The sequence below is a fragment of the Lysobacter sp. genome (assembly GCF_035655815.1).
GTDB lineage: Bacteria > Pseudomonadota > Gammaproteobacteria > Xanthomonadales > Xanthomonadaceae > Lysobacter_J.
On record NZ_DASRTS010000016.1, the window covers coordinates 24,705 to 42,018 of the forward strand.

Here is a 17,314-nt window from a genome sequence, read left to right on the forward strand (position 1 = left end):
CCGTCAACCCAGGGGCTCGTCCGCAGTGTCCAACCGCACCAGGCCAAAGGCCGTGAGAATCGTCGATGCCCGGGCCGGGCGCGACACCCTCGCGGACACCCTGCAGGAAGCTCTGCCGGCCGGGTCGGAAGTGGCCATCCTGTGGCGCGACCCGCATGGCACCACCGTTGCGGGATCCGCCTCGCCGGGGGCGACGACGGCACTGGCCAACCGTGCCGACTCGCTGCTCTCGCGAGAGCCGCTGGCCCAGCATTCGCACCGCGTCGAAGCGGGCTGGACCACCGCCGAAGGCGTGCGCGTGGCGCTGGCTGCGCAGTTGCCCGGACCGCTGGCGCCGGAAATCCGCGCCATGTGGGTGGCGCTGGCGCGGCAGGTCATCGGGCACCATCTGGTGGCGCTGCGCACGCTGGCGCGCGCCGAATCGCTGGAAAAATCCGAACGCCTGCAGCAGGCGCTGTACGAGATCGCCGACCTGGCCGGTTCCGACCTGGAACTGGCCGACATGCTGCGCCGGCTGCACACCGTCGTCGCCGGCCTGATGTACGCGGCCAACCTGTACATCGTGCTGTACGACGACGTACGCGACACCATGCGGTTCCTGTACTTCGCCGACCAGCGCGACACCTACGTCGCCGAACCCGAGCGCGACATTCCCGTGGAGGAGATGCCCAACAGCGTGACGGTTGCGCTGCTGCGCCACGGCGAGCCGCTGCAGGGGCCGTCCGCGGCGATCCGCGAACGCCTGTGCGTGGCGCGCGACATCCGCCACGGCCCCGACAGCGAGGACTGGCTGGGCGTGCCCATGCGCCGCGACGACCGCATCTGCGGCGCCATCGTCGTGCAGAGCTACGACCGCCCTGATGTGTACGGCGAGGAGGAGCGTGCGCTGCTGGCCTTCGTGGCCCAGCACATCCTCACCGCGCTGGACCGCTTCCATGCGCGCGAGGAACTCGAGCGCCGCGTCGAGGAGCGCACCCAGGCGCTGCAGCTGAGCAACCGCGACCTGCAGGCCGAGATCATCGAGCGCCAGCGCGCCGAGCGCCTGCAGCGTGCGCTGTTCCGCATCGCCGAGCTGTCGATCACCTCCGAGACACTGGAGCGCTTCTACACGCAGGTGCACGACGTCGTAAGCGACCTGCTGTACGCGCGCAACTTCTACATCGCGCTGCTGACCGAAGACGGCGAGCGGCTGGAGTTCCCGTACTCGATCGACGAGCGCGACACCCAGCGCGAGGCCCGCAAGCTCGCCTCGGGCCTGACCGAGTACGTGATCGCGCGCGGCCGTCCGCTGCTGGCGGACCGCAAGCGCATCGCCGCGCTCGAAGCGCAGGGACTGGTGCGCAGCCGCGGTTCGCTCGCGCACTGCTGGCTGGGCGTGCCGCTGTTCCGCAACGAGTCGGTGGTCGGCGTGATCACCGTGCAGAGCTATTCGCCGGCGATCAACTTCAGCGTGCGCGACCAGGAGCTGCTGACCTTCGTCGCGCACCACATCTCGATCGGCCTGGCGCGCAAGCAGGCGCAGGACCGTCTGGTCGCCGCGCACGCGGAGCTGGAGCAGCGCGTGGATTCACGCACGCGCGAACTGGCCCAGGCCAACGCGGAGCTGCTGTCGCAGATCGGCGAGCGCCTGCGCGTGGAGCAGCAGCTGACCCACCAGGCCACGCACGACGCGCTCACCGGGCTGCCCAATCGCAGCCAGTTGCTGGAGCGCCTGGCGCAGGCGATCGAACGCGCGCAGGCCGAGCCGAATCGCACCTTCGCAGTGCTGTTCCTCGACCTGGACCGCTTCAAGCTGGTCAACGACAGCGTGGGTCATTCCGCCGGCGACGAACTGCTGATCGAGACGGGGCGCCGCATCGTCGACGCGGTGCGCAGCGACGATACCGTCGCGCGCCTGGGCGGCGACGAATACGCGATCCTCATCGAGGACATCGAAGGCCCGCAGGTGGCCGAGGAACTCGCCCAGCGGGTACTGCGCGCGCTGGGCGAACCGTGCTGGATCGCCGGCCGCGAGGTGTTCCCGTCGGCCAGCCTGGGCATCGCGCTGTGGCATCCGCGCTATCGCAACGGCGCCGAACTGCTGCGCGACGCCGACGCGGCGATGTACCGCGCCAAGTCGGCAGGGCGCGATCGCTGGGCGGTATTCGACGAGGCGATGCGCGAGGAGGCCGTGCGCATCCTCGACCTGGAAGCCGACCTGCGCCGCGCCATCAACGGCGATGGTTTCGTGGCCTTCTACCAGCCGATCGTGCGCCTGGACGACCACCGCGTGATCGGCCACGAGGCGCTGCTGCGCTGGCGCCACGAGCGCCGCGGCCTGCTGACCCCCAGCGAGTTCATCGGCGTGGGCGAGGACAGCGGCCTGATCGAAGAGGTGGACTGGATCCTGTACCGCCAGGTGATGGACGAACTGGCGCGCGGCGGCGAGGGCTACATCTCGGTCAACGTTTCGCCGCGCCATTTCCGCTCCGGCGACTTCGCCGACCGCCTGCTGCGCATGATCGACCAGGCCGGCGCGGACCCGCACCGCCTGCGCATCGAGATCACCGAAGTCGCGTTGCTCGACGACGTGCCGCGCGCGCTGCGCATGCTGCGTACGCTGCGCAGCCACGGCGTACTCGCGCAGCTGGACGACTTCGGCACCGGCTTCTCGGCGCTGTCGTACCTGCACCGCTTCCCGATCGAGTGCCTGAAGATCGACCAGAGCTTCGTCGCGGGCCTCGTCGGCGACACCCAGCCCGAGAGCGTGGCCGTGGTCCGCGCCATCCAGGCCTTGGCCGGCACGCTCGGCATCGAGACCATCGGCGAGGGCGTCGAGACCGAGGCCCAGCGCGCCACGCTGCGTGAACTGGGCTGCACCTTCGGCCAGGGCTATTTGTTCGGCCGGCCCGCCGAACGCACCCACGTGATGCCCCTGCGCCTGGCCGTGACCGGCTGAGCGGCAGTTCACCAAACGTCTGGGCGTGCCCGGTGCGCGCATCGCAGGTCCGCATCACGCTGGTTTGGCGGTACTTGTCCCTGCGTCCCTGTGGGAGAAGGTGTCGAAGGGCGGGAGAGGGCGGACCTCAAGTTGTGATGCGGGGTGCCCGACACGAGTCGCGCCATGGCCCACCTTTGTTTGAAGCCTTCCCGACCTGACGCGCTACGTCACGCAAACCCGCGTCACGTGTGTGCTTCAGGAAGATGACCGATAAGTGAATATCCCAGATTATTTGTGACTTGAGTCACATTTACAGCAAAAAATTAACGTGAATGGCGGGTAACTGTTGACCTGCGGGTAGGCCGGAAGTCAGGGTCGATGTGCCCGTTTGGGCCATTCAATTTGCTGAATTTGGGGGAAAAGTGAAGCGTTCATCTCTGAACCGCAACATGCGGCGCAGTGCCTTGGCTGTGGCACTGGGCCTGTGCTTTTCGTCGGGCGTCCAAGCCCAGCAGACCGGCGGCTCCGTGTTTGGCCAGGCGACGGCAGGGGAGACCGTCGTCATCGAGAATCCGGCCACCGGCTTCCGTCGCGAGGTATCGGTGGGATCCGACGGCGTGTTCCGCGTCCCGGCCCTTTCGCCGGGCAACTACCGGGTGACCCTGCAGCGTGCCGACGGCACCACCACCGTACGCGATGGCGTGGCCGTCAGCCTGGGTACCGGCACGCCGGTGACTTTCGCTGCGGCCGCCGGCTCCGCCACCACGCTGGAGAGCGTGGTCGTGACCAGCGCCCAGGTCGTGAACCCGATCGACGTCTCGTCGGTGGAGTCCACCACCATCCTGACCGCCGCGCAGATCGCGAAGATCCCGGTGGCCCGCGACGCCACCTCGGTCGCGCTGCTCGCCCCGGGTACCGTGCGCGGCGACAACGCGTTCGGCAACCTGGCTTCGTTCGGCGGCTCCTCGGTTGCCGAAAACCAGTACTACCTCAACGGCTTCAACATCACCAACTCGTTCCGCGGCCTGAACTTCGCGCAGGTGCCGTACGAAGCGATCGCCGAGCAGCAGGTCAAGACCGGCGGTTACGGCGCCGAGTTCGGCCGTTCGCTGGGTGGCGTGGTCAACATGATCACCAAGCGCGGCACCAACGAGTTCCACGCGGGCGGCAACGTGTTCTGGTCGCCCAAGTCCCTGCGCTCGGAAGTGGAGAACACGTACTACTCGAACCCACTGGCGGACAACCCTACCAATCCGGTCGGTTCGCTGCGCGAGGACAATTCCGAAGACACCGAGGAGGCATGGAACACGTCGGTCTGGGCCAGCGGTGCGCTCATCAAGGACACGCTGTTCGCATACGGCCTGCTGTCCTACAGCGAGCGTGAGCAGGACTTCTGGAACACCCAGGGCAACACGTACTTCGCCAACAACAATTTCCACGAGAAGGAAAAGGGCAATCCGACCTGGCTGGTCAAGCTGGACTGGAACATCAACGACAGCAACCTGTTGGAGTTCACGTCGTTTTCCGACAAGCGCGAGACGACCCGCCAGACCTATCTGAACGGTCCGGACCTGACCCGCGGCGGCCTGGTCGGTACGTCGTTCGAAGAATCGGGCGGCGACAACTACGTCGCCAAGTACACCGGCTACCTCACCGACACGTTCACCCTGTCTGCGTTGTACGGCTACGGCGAGTACTCGCGTTCGCGTCACCTGGTCACGGCCAGCGGCGAGCGCGTGGAGTACGGCGGCGACCTGAACCAGCCGGCGTCGGGTTGCCCGATCATCACCGACATCCGCCCGGCTTACCGGCGGAACCTCACCGGCGGCCGGTATGTGAGTACCTGCAACATCACCGGTGGCGCGATTCCGCGTTCGGACTCCGGCGATACGCGCGACATGTTCCGCATGGACGTCGAATGGCAGCTGGGCGATCACCGTCTGCGCGGCGGTATCGATTGGGACGAGTACGAGTCGGTGGCCGGCAATTCGAACGAAGGCGGCCGCGTGTGGCGCTATTCGACCGTGAACCCCGATGGTGAACTGAACCCCGACGGCACCGGCAATGGCGACGAGTTCGACATCGTGCGCGAACAGATCGTGAATCAGGGCTCCACGGTGAAGGTCAAGTCGTCGGCCTATTACCTCGAGGACTACTGGAGCATCACCGACACGTTTCTGGCCTACCTCGGCGCGCGCTGGGACACGTTCGAGAACTTCAATGGCGAAGGCGAGAAGTACGTCGAGATCGAAAACCAGTTTGCCCCGCGACTTGGTTTCTCGTGGGACGTGTTTGGCGATTCGAGCTTCAAGTTCTACGGCAACGCGGGTCGCTATGCGCTTCCGCTGACGTCCAGCGTTGCGGTACGCGGCGCCAGCGCCTCGCTGTTCACGCGCCAGAACTTCAACTTCACCGGCGTCGATCCGGTCACCGGCGCTCCTACCGGGATCACGCCGCGCGGCGCGCTGACTTACGTCAACGGTGAGTTCGGCGAGCCGAAGAATGCCGCGACGATCGCCGCGAAGAACCTCGATCCGATGTACCAGGACGAGTTCATCCTCGGCTTCCAGTACCAGCTGACGGAGCACCAGAATGTCGGCGCGCGCGGCATCTACCGCAAGCTGAAGGCGGCCATCGACGACAACTGCGACTACAACCCGATCGTGGACCAGGCGTTGGCCGATGGCCTCGATCCGGTGCTGCCGAGCAGCGGCTTCCCGTACTGCCGCATGTTCAACCCGGGCAAGGACGCGGTGTTCGTGACGGACGTCGAGAACAATGGCGTGCTCACCGAGTACACCATCGCCGCCGATCTGCTCTCTCCCGAAGCCAAGCGCAGCTACAAGGCGCTGGAACTGTTCTGGGACGGCAGCTGGGACAAGTGGTTCTTCCAGGCGTCGTACACGCTGGCCTACAACAAGGGCAACACCGAAGGCGGCGTGAAGTCGGACATCGGCCAGGCCGACACCAACGTCACGCAGGACTTCGACTACAAGGAACTGGCGATCGACTCGTACGGCTATCTGCCCAACGACCGCCGCCACAGCTTGAAGGTGTTCGGCAACTACTCGTTCAACGATGAGTGGTCCGTCGGCGCCAACCTGCTGGTGCAGTCTGGTCGCCCGATCAACTGCTTCGGCGTGCTGCCGTACCCGACGGACGCACCCGTGGAAGACCAGGGGCTGCACGGCTACGGTGCCTCGTTCTTCCGCTGCGGCACCACCAGTGCCGGCGGTGGTTTCATCACCGACTCCGAAGGCACCAACATCGGCCTGAACCCGGCGCAGGCCTACCCGCGTGGTACGGCTGGCCGACTGCCGTGGACCAACTCGATCGACCTGAACATCGCCTACTTCCCGAACTGGGCGGAAGGTCTGCAGTTCAAGGTCGACGTGTTCAACGTGTTCAACAACCAGAAGGTCACGTCGGTGAGCGAAGTGGCGGAAGACGGCGTGACCGGCAACCCGCTGGACACGTACCTGCTTGCTCGCACCTATCAGGCGCCGCGTGCGGTCCGCTTCATGATCCAGTACGACTTCTAAGAAGAGCCAACGTAGTACTTTTGCGTGACTTCTCTCTCCACGGCCGCCGCAAGGCGGCCGTTTTTTATGCGCGAAACAAGGTGTCGACGCTCCCGCGGAGCAGGACGTGACGATATGCTTGGGCTTTCCCGCAGCGATGGTTCGCGCATGCAATCGGTCCCTGGATCCTGGCAGCAGGCACAGCAGTACGAAGTCGCCGGCGCGTGGGATCAGGCCCGTTCGAGTTACGAATCGATCCTCGCCGCCGAACCGGACCATGTGCCCGCGCGTTTGCGCATGTCGCGGCTGGAACAACTGGCCGGGCGTTACGCGCAATCGCGACAGCATGCATTGCGCGCCGCCGACGCCGTGCGACTGAAGGGCAGCACACGCCACATCGGTTTCGTCACTGCGCGGTTGATGGAGTTTGCCGACGAGGCGGAGGCCGCTTCGGTGATCCTGTCTGCCGACTGGAACGACCAGGACGTGATCCGCCAGTCGCCGTCGCTGGCGCAACACCTGTGGCTGGCAGGACGTTACGAGGACGCGTTGCGCTTCCTCGATGCGATCGCGCAGCACGCGCGCCATCCACTGCTGGCCTTAACCCATGCCAACGTGCTGCGCTATCTGGGCGACATGGCCGGCGCGGAGCGCGAGTACGAGGCCTGCTTGGGCATGGCACCGGACCTTGCGGACGCGCATTGGGCGTTGTCGACCCATTCGCGTGCGCAGCCGGCGTTGTCGCGAGTATCGCGTCTGAAAGCGGCCATCGAGCGCCAGAACGATCCGCTCGCGCTGGCGCATCTTCGGTATGCGCTGTTCCGCGAGTTCGATGCAGCCGGCGAAACGGCACAGGCATGGGAATCGCTGTCGCACGGCATGGCACTGATGCGCACGCGCGTCCGCCACGATGCGGCGGACGAAGCCGCACGCCTCCAGACGCTGATGCAGGCGCCGTTCGCGTTGCCGGCCATGCCCAGGCAGGAACCGGAGGGCCCATGGCCGATCTTCGTGGTCGGCATGCCGCGCACCGGAACCACATTGCTCGACCGCATCCTCGGCAATCACGGCTGGGTGTATTCGCTGGGTGAGCGCAACGATTTCTCCGCGGCGGTCAGCGAGACATCCGACCGATTCTTCCAGTCGATGTTGCACGGCGATCCAATGGCGCTGATGCAGTTGCTCGACCACGCCCGCGTCGGCCACCTGTATCAGCAGCGTATCCGTCTTGTTGCGCCACCGGTGGGACGCGTGACCGACAAGAATCCGCGCAACCTTTTCAGCATTCCGATGATCCTGCAGGCGTTGCCGCAGGCGCGCATCGTCTGCCTGCGACGCGATCCGATGGACGCCTGCTTTTCCAACCTAAAGGAGTTGTTCCAGGGTGACGCGTATCCGTACAGCTATTCGATGGAAGACGTCGCCGACCATTGCCTTCTTGCGCGCCGGTGGATGGAGTACTGGCAGCAGATCGCGCCAGGTCGCGTGCGCGTAGTCGACTACGAGTCCCTGATCGAACGACCCGAGGCCGTTACAGCATCGTTGCTCGAATTTCTCGGGCTGCCTGCTCAGGCGGGCATGCACGACATCACCCGTAACCAGGCGCCGGTGTCCACCGCCAGCAGCAGCCAGGTGCGCGAGGGCATGCATCGCCGCGGCATCGGCGCGTGGAAGCGTTACGAGGCGCAACTGCAGCCTCTGCGTGAGAGGCTGGAGGCGCTGGCATGACGACGGCCTTTCCCGCGCCACGCGCCATATGGCCGATGCTGGCCGCGGCGGAAGAACATGCGTCGCGACAGGATTTCGACGGCGCCATCGCCGCTTATACGCAGGCGCTGACGCAGGTGCCCGGCGACGCCTACACACAGATCCAGTTGTCGTATGTCCATTCGCTGGCCGGTCACTACCGCGCCGCGCAGGAGCATGCGCTGGCCGCTGCGCGTAGCGGCGTGACCGATCCGAAGCTGCTGATGGAGCTGTTGCCCCGGCTGCGCACGTTCAACCAGGTGCAGGCGATGCAGGCGTGCATCGAGCGTCTGCTGCCGATGTCGCGCATGCCGATCCCGCTGTTGCTCGCGGTGGCCGCGCAGCTGAGTTACGTGAACCTGCCGGACCAGGCCATCAGGTTCCTCGACGAGGCCCGCAATGCCGATCCGGATTTTCCTCCGACGCTGCTGTCGCGGGCGCAGGTGCTGACGTATCTGGGTCGGTTCGCTGAGGCCGAGCAGGACGTCATGCGCGCGTTGCGCCGCGCACCGGAGATCGCGCAGGGCTACTGGTTGCAGGCCTGGGTGCGCAGGCAGACGCCGGACAACCATCACGTCGATGCGATCCGTCGCGAACTGGCACGACCCGGACGCAGGCCCGAGGACATCGCGTTGCTGGGCTTCGCGCTGCACAAGGAACTCGACGACCTGGGGCGCCACGATGAAGCTTGGCAGGCGCTGATGATCGGCTGCCGGGCGAAGCGTTCGCGGCTTGCCTACGACACGACGCAGACGGCTGCATTGTTCCGGGCACTTGCACAATTCGAACCCGCATCGGTGCCCGTCCAGCCACATGAAGGCTCGGGGCCCACGCCAGTGTTCATCGTCGGCATGCATCGTTCCGGAACCACGCTGCTGGAACAACTGCTGGACGGACATCCGGATCTGCAGGGGCTGGGTGAGCTGTACGACTTCACTAGCGCCATGCGTCATGTCACCGATCACCATTGCCGGGGCGTGATCGACCGCACCATCGTGGAGCGCGCGCGCACCGCTGATTTGCGCGCCGCAGGGCGCCATTACCTCGACAGCGTCGCCTGGCGGCTGGGGCCGCAACGGTGCTTCACCGACAAGTTGCCGTCCAATTTCCTCAACGTCGGTTTCATCGCGCATGCGCTGCCGCAGGCGAAGATCCTGCACATGGTGCGCGACCCGGTCGAGACCTGCTTTTCCAACCTGCGCGAGCTGTTCTCCGAAGCCAACGCGTACAGCTACGACCCCATCGAGCTGGCCGACTACCACCGCATGCACGATGCCCTGATGCGGCACTGGCGCGATCGGTTCCCCGGACGCATCCATGAGGTTCGCTACGACCGCCTCACGCGTGATCCGGAAGGCGAGATGCGCCGCATCGCCGATTTCTGCGGAATCGCGTTCGGCGTGGCCATGCTCAAGCCGAATGCGAACCGCGCCGTCGTCACCGCCAGCGCGGTGCAGGTTCGCGACGGCATACAGGTCCGCGAACGTCCCAAGTGGGCGCCGTACGAACCCTGCCTGCAGCCGATGATCGAGCGGCTGCAGGCGCCCTGATGTCGCTCATGCCGTAAGTCGAAGCCCGGCGCGCATGCGCCGGGCCGTTGCCACTCACTCCTGCACGCCGATCCGCGTGTCGCTGTCGGCCTGCGTCAGCGAGCGTGCGGCTTGCATCAGCCGGATAAACTCGGCGCGCTCGCCATTCGGGTCCTGGCCTTGCGCGCCACGCGCAGTCTGCAGAATCGCATCCCATCCCCAGCCGTCCATGCGTGCGCCACCGCGCAGCGTGTCGGCAAACCCCGCCACCGCGCTGGCGAAACGCAACGACTCACTAGGCTTGGCGGTGAGCTGCGAGGCCTGCACAGGTGTCTCGATCAGTTGGCTGCGATCCTCGCCCGGGCGCTTGTAGCGCAGGCGCAGGTGCGCGATTTCGCCCTGGGCGGCCGCCTGTGTCGCCGGCACCGTCGCATAACGCAGCGGCGCGACGCGTTGCGCAGCCGAACCGGCGGGCGTGATCTCGTACAACGCCGTGACCTGGTGTCCTGCGCCGATGTCGCCCGCGTCCACCCGGTCGTTGGCGAAGTCCTCGCGCTGCAGCACGCGATTCTCGTAGCCGATCAGGCGGTATTCGGCGACCAGCGCCGGGTTGAACTCGACCTGGATCTTCACGTCGCGGGCGATGGTCATCAGCGTGCCTCCCATCTGCTGGACCAGCACTTTGCGTGCTTCGAGCAGGCTGTCGATGTACGCATGATTGCCGTCGCCCACGTCGGCCAGCCGCTCGGCCAGGTGGTCGTTGTAGTTGCCCGTGCCGAAGCCGAGCGTGGTGAGCGCGATGCCGGTCTTGCGCTGGTCGGCCACCAGGGTTTCCAGTGCGTTCTGGTCGACGGTGCCGACGTTGAAGTCGCCATCGGTGGCGAGGATCACGCGGTTCACGCCGTCACGCATGAAGGCTTGCTTCGCCATCGCGTACGCCAGGCGGATGCCGTCGCCGCCATTCGTGCTGCCACCGGCTTCCAGGCGGTCGAGCGCGGCGAGGATCTCGCCGTGGCGATCGCCCGGCGTGGGCGGAAGCACCAGTCCGGCGCTGCCCGCATAGACCACCATCGACACGCGATCCTGCGCTCGCAACTGCGGCACCAGCTGGCGCAGCGATTCCTTGACCAGCGGCAGCTTGTCGGGCGAGTTCATCGAACCCGAGGTGTCGATCAGGAACACCAGGTTCGCCGGTGCGAGTGTCGCCCTGGGCACGTCGTAGCCGCGGATGCCGATCATCAGCAACTGGCGCTGCTGGTTCCATGGTGCGGATGCCAGCTCGGTGGTAACGCGGAACGGAACCTCACGCGAGGCTGGCGCGGGATGGCGATAGTCGAAATAGTTGAGGAATTCCTCGGCGCGTACAGCATCCGCTGGCGGGCGCACGCCGTCGTTCAACATGCGACGCACGTTGGTGTAGCTGCCGGTGTCCACGTCGATCGAGAACGTGGAGATTGGCTGTTCGGCGGCGCGCTGCACCGGATTGTCGACGCGTTGCGCGTATTTCTCCGTGTTCGCCGGCGCGGGTGCGTACATCACGGGCGAGGGCGACGCGAGGACCTTCACGGCGGCGGAATCGAACGCCTGACTCGCCTCGGCCGGCGGTGGCGGCGGCGGCGGCGCGAGCATCCGCGCCTGTGCCAGGGAATGCTCTTCGGCCAGCTCCTGCTGCCTCGCGCCGGTGGTTTCGATGGATTCGAGCTTCACGGCCGTGGTCTGCGTACCGCAGGCGGCCAGGACGGCGAGCATCAGCAGCGACGCGAGCGGCATGCGGGTGGATCGGGTGCGCTTCATGGGTGGACTCCAGGTGGGTCGTCCCGATGAACGCGCCGATGCAGGGAACGGGGTTGAGGCCGCATCCATGTCGAAAGTCACGTAAACGCCGCGGCGCGCGGGTTCATCCCAAAAGCGCGTATCCCGGAAGTGGGTGTGACCTTTCGAACTGGGCGGCGTCGCCCGGCGAGCAGAGCATGGTCGCGCTTCCGGCAGTCCACGCCTCTCCCCCAACGATCGTGGAGGTTCTGTCATGTGGTTCATGAAGTCGCACGCCCGTGTTCCGATGCCGTCCCGCGTCCTGCTGGCCAGTGTGCTGATGGCGGTGTCCGTTGCCGCGGCGGCAGAATCGCCGCGACTCATCTATCTGCCTTCCAGCGAATCCGGCGTGGATCACGGCGCCATCGTCCGGGCCCTGGGTGCCCAGGGCTTCCAGGTCGCCACCGTCGACAGCGAAGGACAGGACCGCCTGACGTACGCCAGGCGCGTGGCCAAAGAGGTTCGCGGGTTGATGGCGCAGGGCGTTCCCGCCGGAGAGATCAGCGTCGTCGGCGCCGGTAGCGGTTCTGCCGTGGCGACGCTGGTATCGGCACGTGTTGGCGATCCGGGCGTCAATTACGTGCTGCTCGGCCAGTGCGATCCGATCCTGAAATCGGAGTACCGCTTCCGCATGAGCGGCCGCGTGCTGGGCATCCATGACGCTGCGGACAGCGCGTCGCACTCGTGTCGCCCGCTGTGGAGCGAATCCTCGAAGGTCAGCGACCGGCAGGAACTCGTGCTGCACAGCGGTTACAGCGCGACGCTGTTCCATGCGCCACGCGAGCAGTGGATGGCCCCACTGGTGCAATGGAGCGGCGGCGGTCGCGTCACCGTGGGCGAGGGCGCGCGCGTCTCGCAGGTCGAGCCGCGTCCGCGGGACAACTGACCACCGCACCATCGGATGGACGCGCCCTGCCTCCGGCGCGTCTGTCCGCACTCGCTCGGGACAGTCTTCAGCGAGCGCGATCGCGAATGACCAGCAGGCGTTGCTCAGTCATGTCCTCGATCGCGTAGCGCACGCCCTCGCGTCCCAGGCCCGACTGCTTCACGCCGCCATAAGGCATGTTGTCGACGCGGAAACTCGGCACGTCGCCGACGATCACGCCGCCCACTTCCAGCCGGTCCCACGCACGCATCGCATGGTCCAGGCTGCCGGTGAACACGCCGGCCTGCAGACCGAAGTCGCTGTCGTTGACCAGGTCGATGGCCTGCTCGAAATCGTCGAACGGTTCCATCAGCGCCACCGGCGCGAATGCCTCCTTGCGATAGAGGTCGCTGTCGTGCGGCACGTTCTCCAGCAGCGTGGCGGGCACCATGTTGCCGTTGCGCTCGCCGCCGGCCAGCCGTTTCGCGCCGCCCTTGCGCGCGGCATCGATCCAAGCTTCGACGCGCTTGGCCGCGGCCTCGTCGATCATCGGCCCGATGAAGGTGGCTTCGTCGCGCGGATCGCCCATGTGCAGTTTCGCCACCGCGGCCCGCAGCTTCTTGCGCAACCGGTCGTAGATGTCCGAGTGGGCGTAGATGCGCTGCACGCTGATGCAGCTCTGTCCGCTCTGGTAATACGCGCCGAAGACCACGCGTTCGACCACCTCGTCCAGCGGCGCGCCGGGGTCGGCATCTACGATGCAAGCCGCGTTGCCGCCCAGCTCCAGCGTGACCTTCTTGCGGCCCGCACGCGCCTTCAGGTCCCAGCCGACGAGTCCGCCGGTGAAACTGAGCAGCGCGATGCGCTCGTCCTCGACCAGTTGCGCGGCATCGTCGTTGGAGCAGGGCAGGACCGAGAAGGCGCCCTTGGGCAGGTCGGTCTCGGCCAGCACTTCGCCGATGATCAGCGCGCCGATCGGTGTCTTTTCCGACGGCTTCAGCACGAACGGGCAACCTGCCGCGATCGCCGGCGCAACCTTGTGTGCGACCAGGTTGAGCGGGAAATTGAATGGCGTGATGAAGCTGCACAGGCCCACGGGCACGCGCCGTGTCATGCCGCGGTAGCCGCGCGTGCGTGGCGAGATCTGCAGCTCGACGACGTCGCCACCGATGCGCGTGGCTTCGCCCGCGGCGATACGGAACGTGTCGATCAGGCGCGTGACCTCGCCGCGTGCGTCGCGGATCGGCTTGCCGGCTTCGATGCACAGCGCCAGCGCGAGTTCCTCGAAGCGTTCGGTGAAGCGGCGCACGCAATGCTCCAGCACGTCGCGGCGCGCGTCGGGCGTGACGGCCGACATCGCTTCGCGCGCCTGGTGGCCGGCGACGATCGCCTTGCGCACGGCGGCACCGTCGGCCAGCGCAACGCGCGTGGCGCGCTTGCCGCTGTACTTGTCCAAAACGTCCAGGTCGGTATTGGCCGCGACCGGGCGGTTGGCCAGGTAGTACGGGTAGCTCGATTTGAGTCCCTTGTCGGCGCGCTTCTTCTTGTCCTTGGGCATGGTTCGGCTCCCGGAGATGACGACGAGGGTAGGGGAAGGGACGTTAGCGAGCGGTCATATCGCGTCGCAAGCGATGCGGCGCGCTCGTGGGTACGTGAGTCATCGCGCGGTCCGCGGAGTTCACGATTCGCTTTCGTGGGCCTCGACCCGCACCGCCAGTTCGCCGTCCATCACGCGAGCCGACAGCCTGTCCCCCGGAGCTGCGTCCAGCACGCTGCGCACGACGCGCCCGTCCGGATGCAGCAGGATCGAGTAGCCGCGCGCAACGGTGGCCAGCGGGCTCACCGCTTCCAGCGAACGCGCCAGGCCGCGCAAATGCAGTGCGTCCTTGCCCAGGCGTCGCGCGATGGCGGCTTGCGGACGCGGAGCCAGCGCGGCCAGGCGCTCGCGCAGTCGTGCAATGCGGCGATGCGGATGCGCGGCACGCAGCACGGCATCGGCATGGCGCAGCCGTGCGCGCTCGCGTTCGAGCCGCCGCTTCCACGCCATGTCGAGGCGGCGCAGCGCGTCGGCCTGGCGGCGGCAAAGCAGGTCGATGCGCGCGCGCGGCCGCTGCGCGTTGAGCCGCAGGCCCGCGCGGTCGGCACGCTGCATCGCCTGTCGCAGGCGTTGCTGCTGCAGATTGCGCATGCGCGAGCCCACCACGCGCAGCCGGTGCAGCAGGTCGTCGCGATTGGGCACCAGCAGTTCCGCGGCTACCGACGGCGTCGGCGCGCGTACATCGGCGGCGAAATCGCTGAGGCTGAAGTCGGTCTCATGCCCAACCGCGGACACCACGGGCACGGGCGAGTCGGCGATGGTGCGCGCCAGTCGCTCATCGTTGAAGGCCCACAGGTCCTCCAGCGAGCCGCCGCCGCGCGCCAGCACGATCACGTCGTAGCGTTGCGCGGAGATCGCGCGTTGCAGCATCGATACGATCTGCGCAGCGGCACCGTCGCCCTGCACCGGAACCGGCAGCACGTCGACGTCGACCAGCGGGAAGCGGCGCGACAGTACGCTCAGCACGTCGCGCACGGCGGCGCCGGTGGGCGAGGTGATCACGCCGATGCGGCGGGCGAAGCGGGGCAGCGGACGCTTGCGCGCCTGGTCGAACAGGCCCTCGGCGGCGAGCCGGGCCTTCATCTCGTCGAACGCCCGACGCAAGGCGCCTTCGCCGGCTTCCTCCATGTGGTCCAGCACCAGCTGGTACTCGCCGCGCGCTTCGTAGAGCGTCAGCCGGCCGCGCCCGAGCACGTGCAGGCCCTCGCGGGGAGTGAAGCGCAGCCAGCTGCTCTTGGGCCGGAACATCGCGCAACGGATCTGCGCGCGCGCGTCCTTCAACGTGAAATACAGGTGGCCCGACGACGGACGCGACACGTTGCCCAGCTCGCCTTCGATCCAGATGGAGGGAAACGATCCCTCCAGCAGGTCGCGCGCCAACGTGTTCAGCTGGCTGGGGGTCAGGACGTCGTCGGGATTGCTCGGGGGCATTGCGGGGCGGGTGATCCGGTGGAACGCGGCCGCGACCGGGAGCGCGGTCCGGTGCGACGGGAGCGGGGGAAGCGGCAGCATACCCGGGAACGCCCGCGGTGCATTCACGCGCTGGCGTTCACGCCCGGCGCGGTGTCGAAAAACCGGCCCCGGCTACAATACCGGCATGAACTCCGAAGCCGTTCCCCCCTGCGCCCAATCCTCGTTCGGCCCCCTTCCGCGCCGCCTGACCCGCGCGGTGCGCATCGGCGGCGTCGACGTGGGTGGCGGCCATCCGGTCGTCGTGCAGTCGATGACCAACACCGACACGGCGGATATCGCCTCGACGACGAAGCAGGTCGCCGAACTGTGGCGTGCCGGCTCCGAGATGGTACGCGTCACCGTCAACACGCCCGAGGCCGCCGCAGCGGTGCCACGCATCGTGGACAAGCTGGCGATGATGGGCGTGAGCGTCCCGATCATCGGCGACTTCCACTACAACGGTCATCAGTTGCTCACGGCCGAGCCGGCGTGCGCGGAAGCCCTGGCCAAGTACCGCATCAACCCGGGCAACGTCGGTTTCGGCAAGAAGAAGGACAGCCAGTTCGCCACGCTGATCGAACTGGCCATCAGGTACGGCAAGCCCGTGCGCATCGGCGCGAACTGGGGTTCGCTCGACCAGGCTTTGGCCGCGCAGCTGATGGACGAGAACCACAAGCTCGCCGAGCCGAAGGAAGCCGCGGAAGTCCTGCGCGAGGCACTGATCCGCTCAGCGCTGGATTCGGCTGCGCGCGCGGTGGAGCTGGGCCTGCCGGCCGAGCGCATCGTGCTCAGCGCCAAGGTCAGTGGCGTGCAGGAGCTCATCGCCGTGTATCGCGAACTCGCGCGCCGCGGCGATTACGCGCTGCACCTGGGTCTGACCGAGGCCGGCATCGGCAGCAAGGGCATCGTCGCGTCCAGCGCGGCGCTCGGCGTGCTGCTGCAGGAAGGCATCGGCGACACCATCCGCATTTCGCTGACCCCGGAACCGGGCGGCGACCGCACCAAGGAGGTCGTGGTCGGCCAGGAGATCCTGCAGACCATGGGCCTGCGCAAGTTCACCCCGATGGTGATCGCCTGCCCGGGCTGCGGCCGCACGACCTCGACCGTGTTCCAGGAACTGGCGGACAACATCCAGACCTTCCTGCGCGAGCAGATGCCGGAATGGAAGAAGACCTATCCGGGCGTGGAAGCGATGAACGTGGCCGTGATGGGCTGCATCGTGAACGGTCCGGGCGAATCGAAGCACGCCAACATCGGCATCAGCCTGCCGGGCACCGGCGAATCGCCGGCGGCGCCGGTGTTCGTGGACGGGCAGAAGGTGGCCACGCTGCGCGGCGAGCGCATCGTGGATGAGTTCAAGACCATCGTGCTGAATTACGTGCAGAAGAACTACAGCCGCGAGGCGAATACGGTGTAACACGTAGGGGTGCTCCAGTCCAGTGGACTGGGGCACGGTCTCCCGTCCGCGCGTTCAAATTCCTCACGCTCTGCCACTGCGCATCCGTGAGTTGAACGCGCGGACGGCGAAGCCGTCCGCCCTACGAAAAGAGAGCTAACAATATGTCCAAACCAGAAAAAATCGTCGCCGTCAAAGGCATGAACGACATCCTCCCGGCCGATGCGCCGATGTGGGAGCTGTTCGAGAACACCGCCGAAACCATCCTGAAGAGCTACGGCTACCAGAAGATCGTCACCCCGATCGTCGAGGATACCTCCCTGTTCGCACGCGCCATCGGCGCCGTCACCGACATCGTCGAGAAGGAGATGTACTCTTTTGAAGACTCGATGAACGGCGACCAGCTGACCCTGCGTCCTGAAGGCACCGCCGGCGCCGTGCGCGCCGTGATCGAGCACAACCTCGTGTACGACGGC

General features: G+C 66.8%; 10 protein-coding genes. 7 read left to right on the forward strand and 3 right to left on the reverse strand.

Features of this window, described 5'->3' with window-relative positions; translation table 11 throughout:
• Positions 1-52: 52 nt before the first annotated feature.
• The 4 genes from VFE83_RS04180 to VFE83_RS04195 all read left to right on the forward strand — a co-directional run bounded on the left by VFE83_RS04180 (position 53) and on the right by VFE83_RS04195 (position 9,737).
• A complete protein-coding gene (locus VFE83_RS04180; protein WP_324903623.1) occupies positions 53-2,938 on the forward strand; it encodes a sensor domain-containing phosphodiesterase in 2,886 nt (961 codons plus the stop codon).
• Positions 2,939-3,369: 431 nt separating this feature from the next.
• Positions 3,370-6,462, forward strand: coding sequence for a TonB-dependent receptor (locus tag VFE83_RS04185; RefSeq protein WP_324903624.1), 3,093 nt, complete (start codon positions 3,370-3,372; stop codon positions 6,460-6,462).
• A 147-nt stretch (positions 6,463-6,609) separates the two neighbouring features.
• The gene (locus VFE83_RS04190) at positions 6,610-8,169 is read left to right on the forward strand and encodes a tetratricopeptide repeat-containing sulfotransferase family protein (protein ID WP_324903625.1); all 1,560 of its coding nucleotides are present in this window, start codon (positions 6,610-6,612) and stop codon (positions 8,167-8,169) included.
• The gene (locus VFE83_RS04195) at positions 8,166-9,737 is read left to right on the forward strand and encodes a tetratricopeptide repeat-containing sulfotransferase family protein (RefSeq protein ID WP_324903626.1); all 1,572 of its coding nucleotides are present in this window, start codon (positions 8,166-8,168) and stop codon (positions 9,735-9,737) included. The genes VFE83_RS04190 and VFE83_RS04195 overlap by 4 nt, the downstream gene beginning before the upstream one ends.
• A gap of 54 nt (positions 9,738-9,791) precedes the next feature.
• On the opposite strand, the gene VFE83_RS04200 is transcribed toward VFE83_RS04195, so the two are convergent.
• Positions 9,792-11,510, reverse strand: coding sequence for a VWA domain-containing protein (locus VFE83_RS04200; RefSeq protein WP_324903627.1), 1,719 nt, complete (start codon positions 11,508-11,510; stop codon positions 9,792-9,794).
• A 265-nt stretch (positions 11,511-11,775) separates the two neighbouring features.
• Between VFE83_RS04200 and VFE83_RS04205 the strand changes: the two genes are divergently transcribed.
• Entirely contained in the window at positions 11,776-12,414 is a 639-nt protein-coding gene (locus VFE83_RS04205) for a hypothetical protein (RefSeq protein WP_324903628.1), read from the forward strand.
• 67 nt (positions 12,415-12,481) lie between these two features.
• Here VFE83_RS04205 and VFE83_RS04210 read toward each other — a convergent pair whose 3' ends face one another.
• Together VFE83_RS04210 and xseA are read right to left on the reverse strand one after the other, a co-directional pair.
• Entirely contained in the window at positions 12,482-13,951 is a 1,470-nt protein-coding gene (locus VFE83_RS04210; RefSeq protein ID WP_324903629.1) for an aldehyde dehydrogenase family protein, read from the reverse strand.
• 120 nt (positions 13,952-14,071) lie between these two features.
• Positions 14,072-15,421 carry an exodeoxyribonuclease VII large subunit gene (gene xseA / locus VFE83_RS04215; protein WP_324903630.1) on the reverse strand — a complete coding sequence of 450 codons (1,350 nt, stop codon included), beginning with the start codon at positions 15,419-15,421 and terminating at the stop codon, positions 14,072-14,074.
• A gap of 166 nt (positions 15,422-15,587) precedes the next feature.
• Here xseA and ispG point away from each other — a divergent pair, with 166 nt between their 5' ends.
• Together ispG and VFE83_RS04225 are read left to right on the forward strand one after the other, a co-directional pair.
• Positions 15,588-16,859 carry a flavodoxin-dependent (E)-4-hydroxy-3-methylbut-2-enyl-diphosphate synthase gene (ispG, locus tag VFE83_RS04220; protein ID WP_324903631.1) on the forward strand — a complete coding sequence of 424 codons (1,272 nt, stop codon included), beginning with the start codon at positions 15,588-15,590 and terminating at the stop codon, positions 16,857-16,859.
• A 143-nt stretch (positions 16,860-17,002) separates the two neighbouring features.
• Positions 17,003-17,314, forward strand: a 312-nt coding sequence (locus tag VFE83_RS04225) for an ATP phosphoribosyltransferase regulatory subunit (protein WP_324903632.1), incomplete at its 3' end; no start/stop codon positions are given.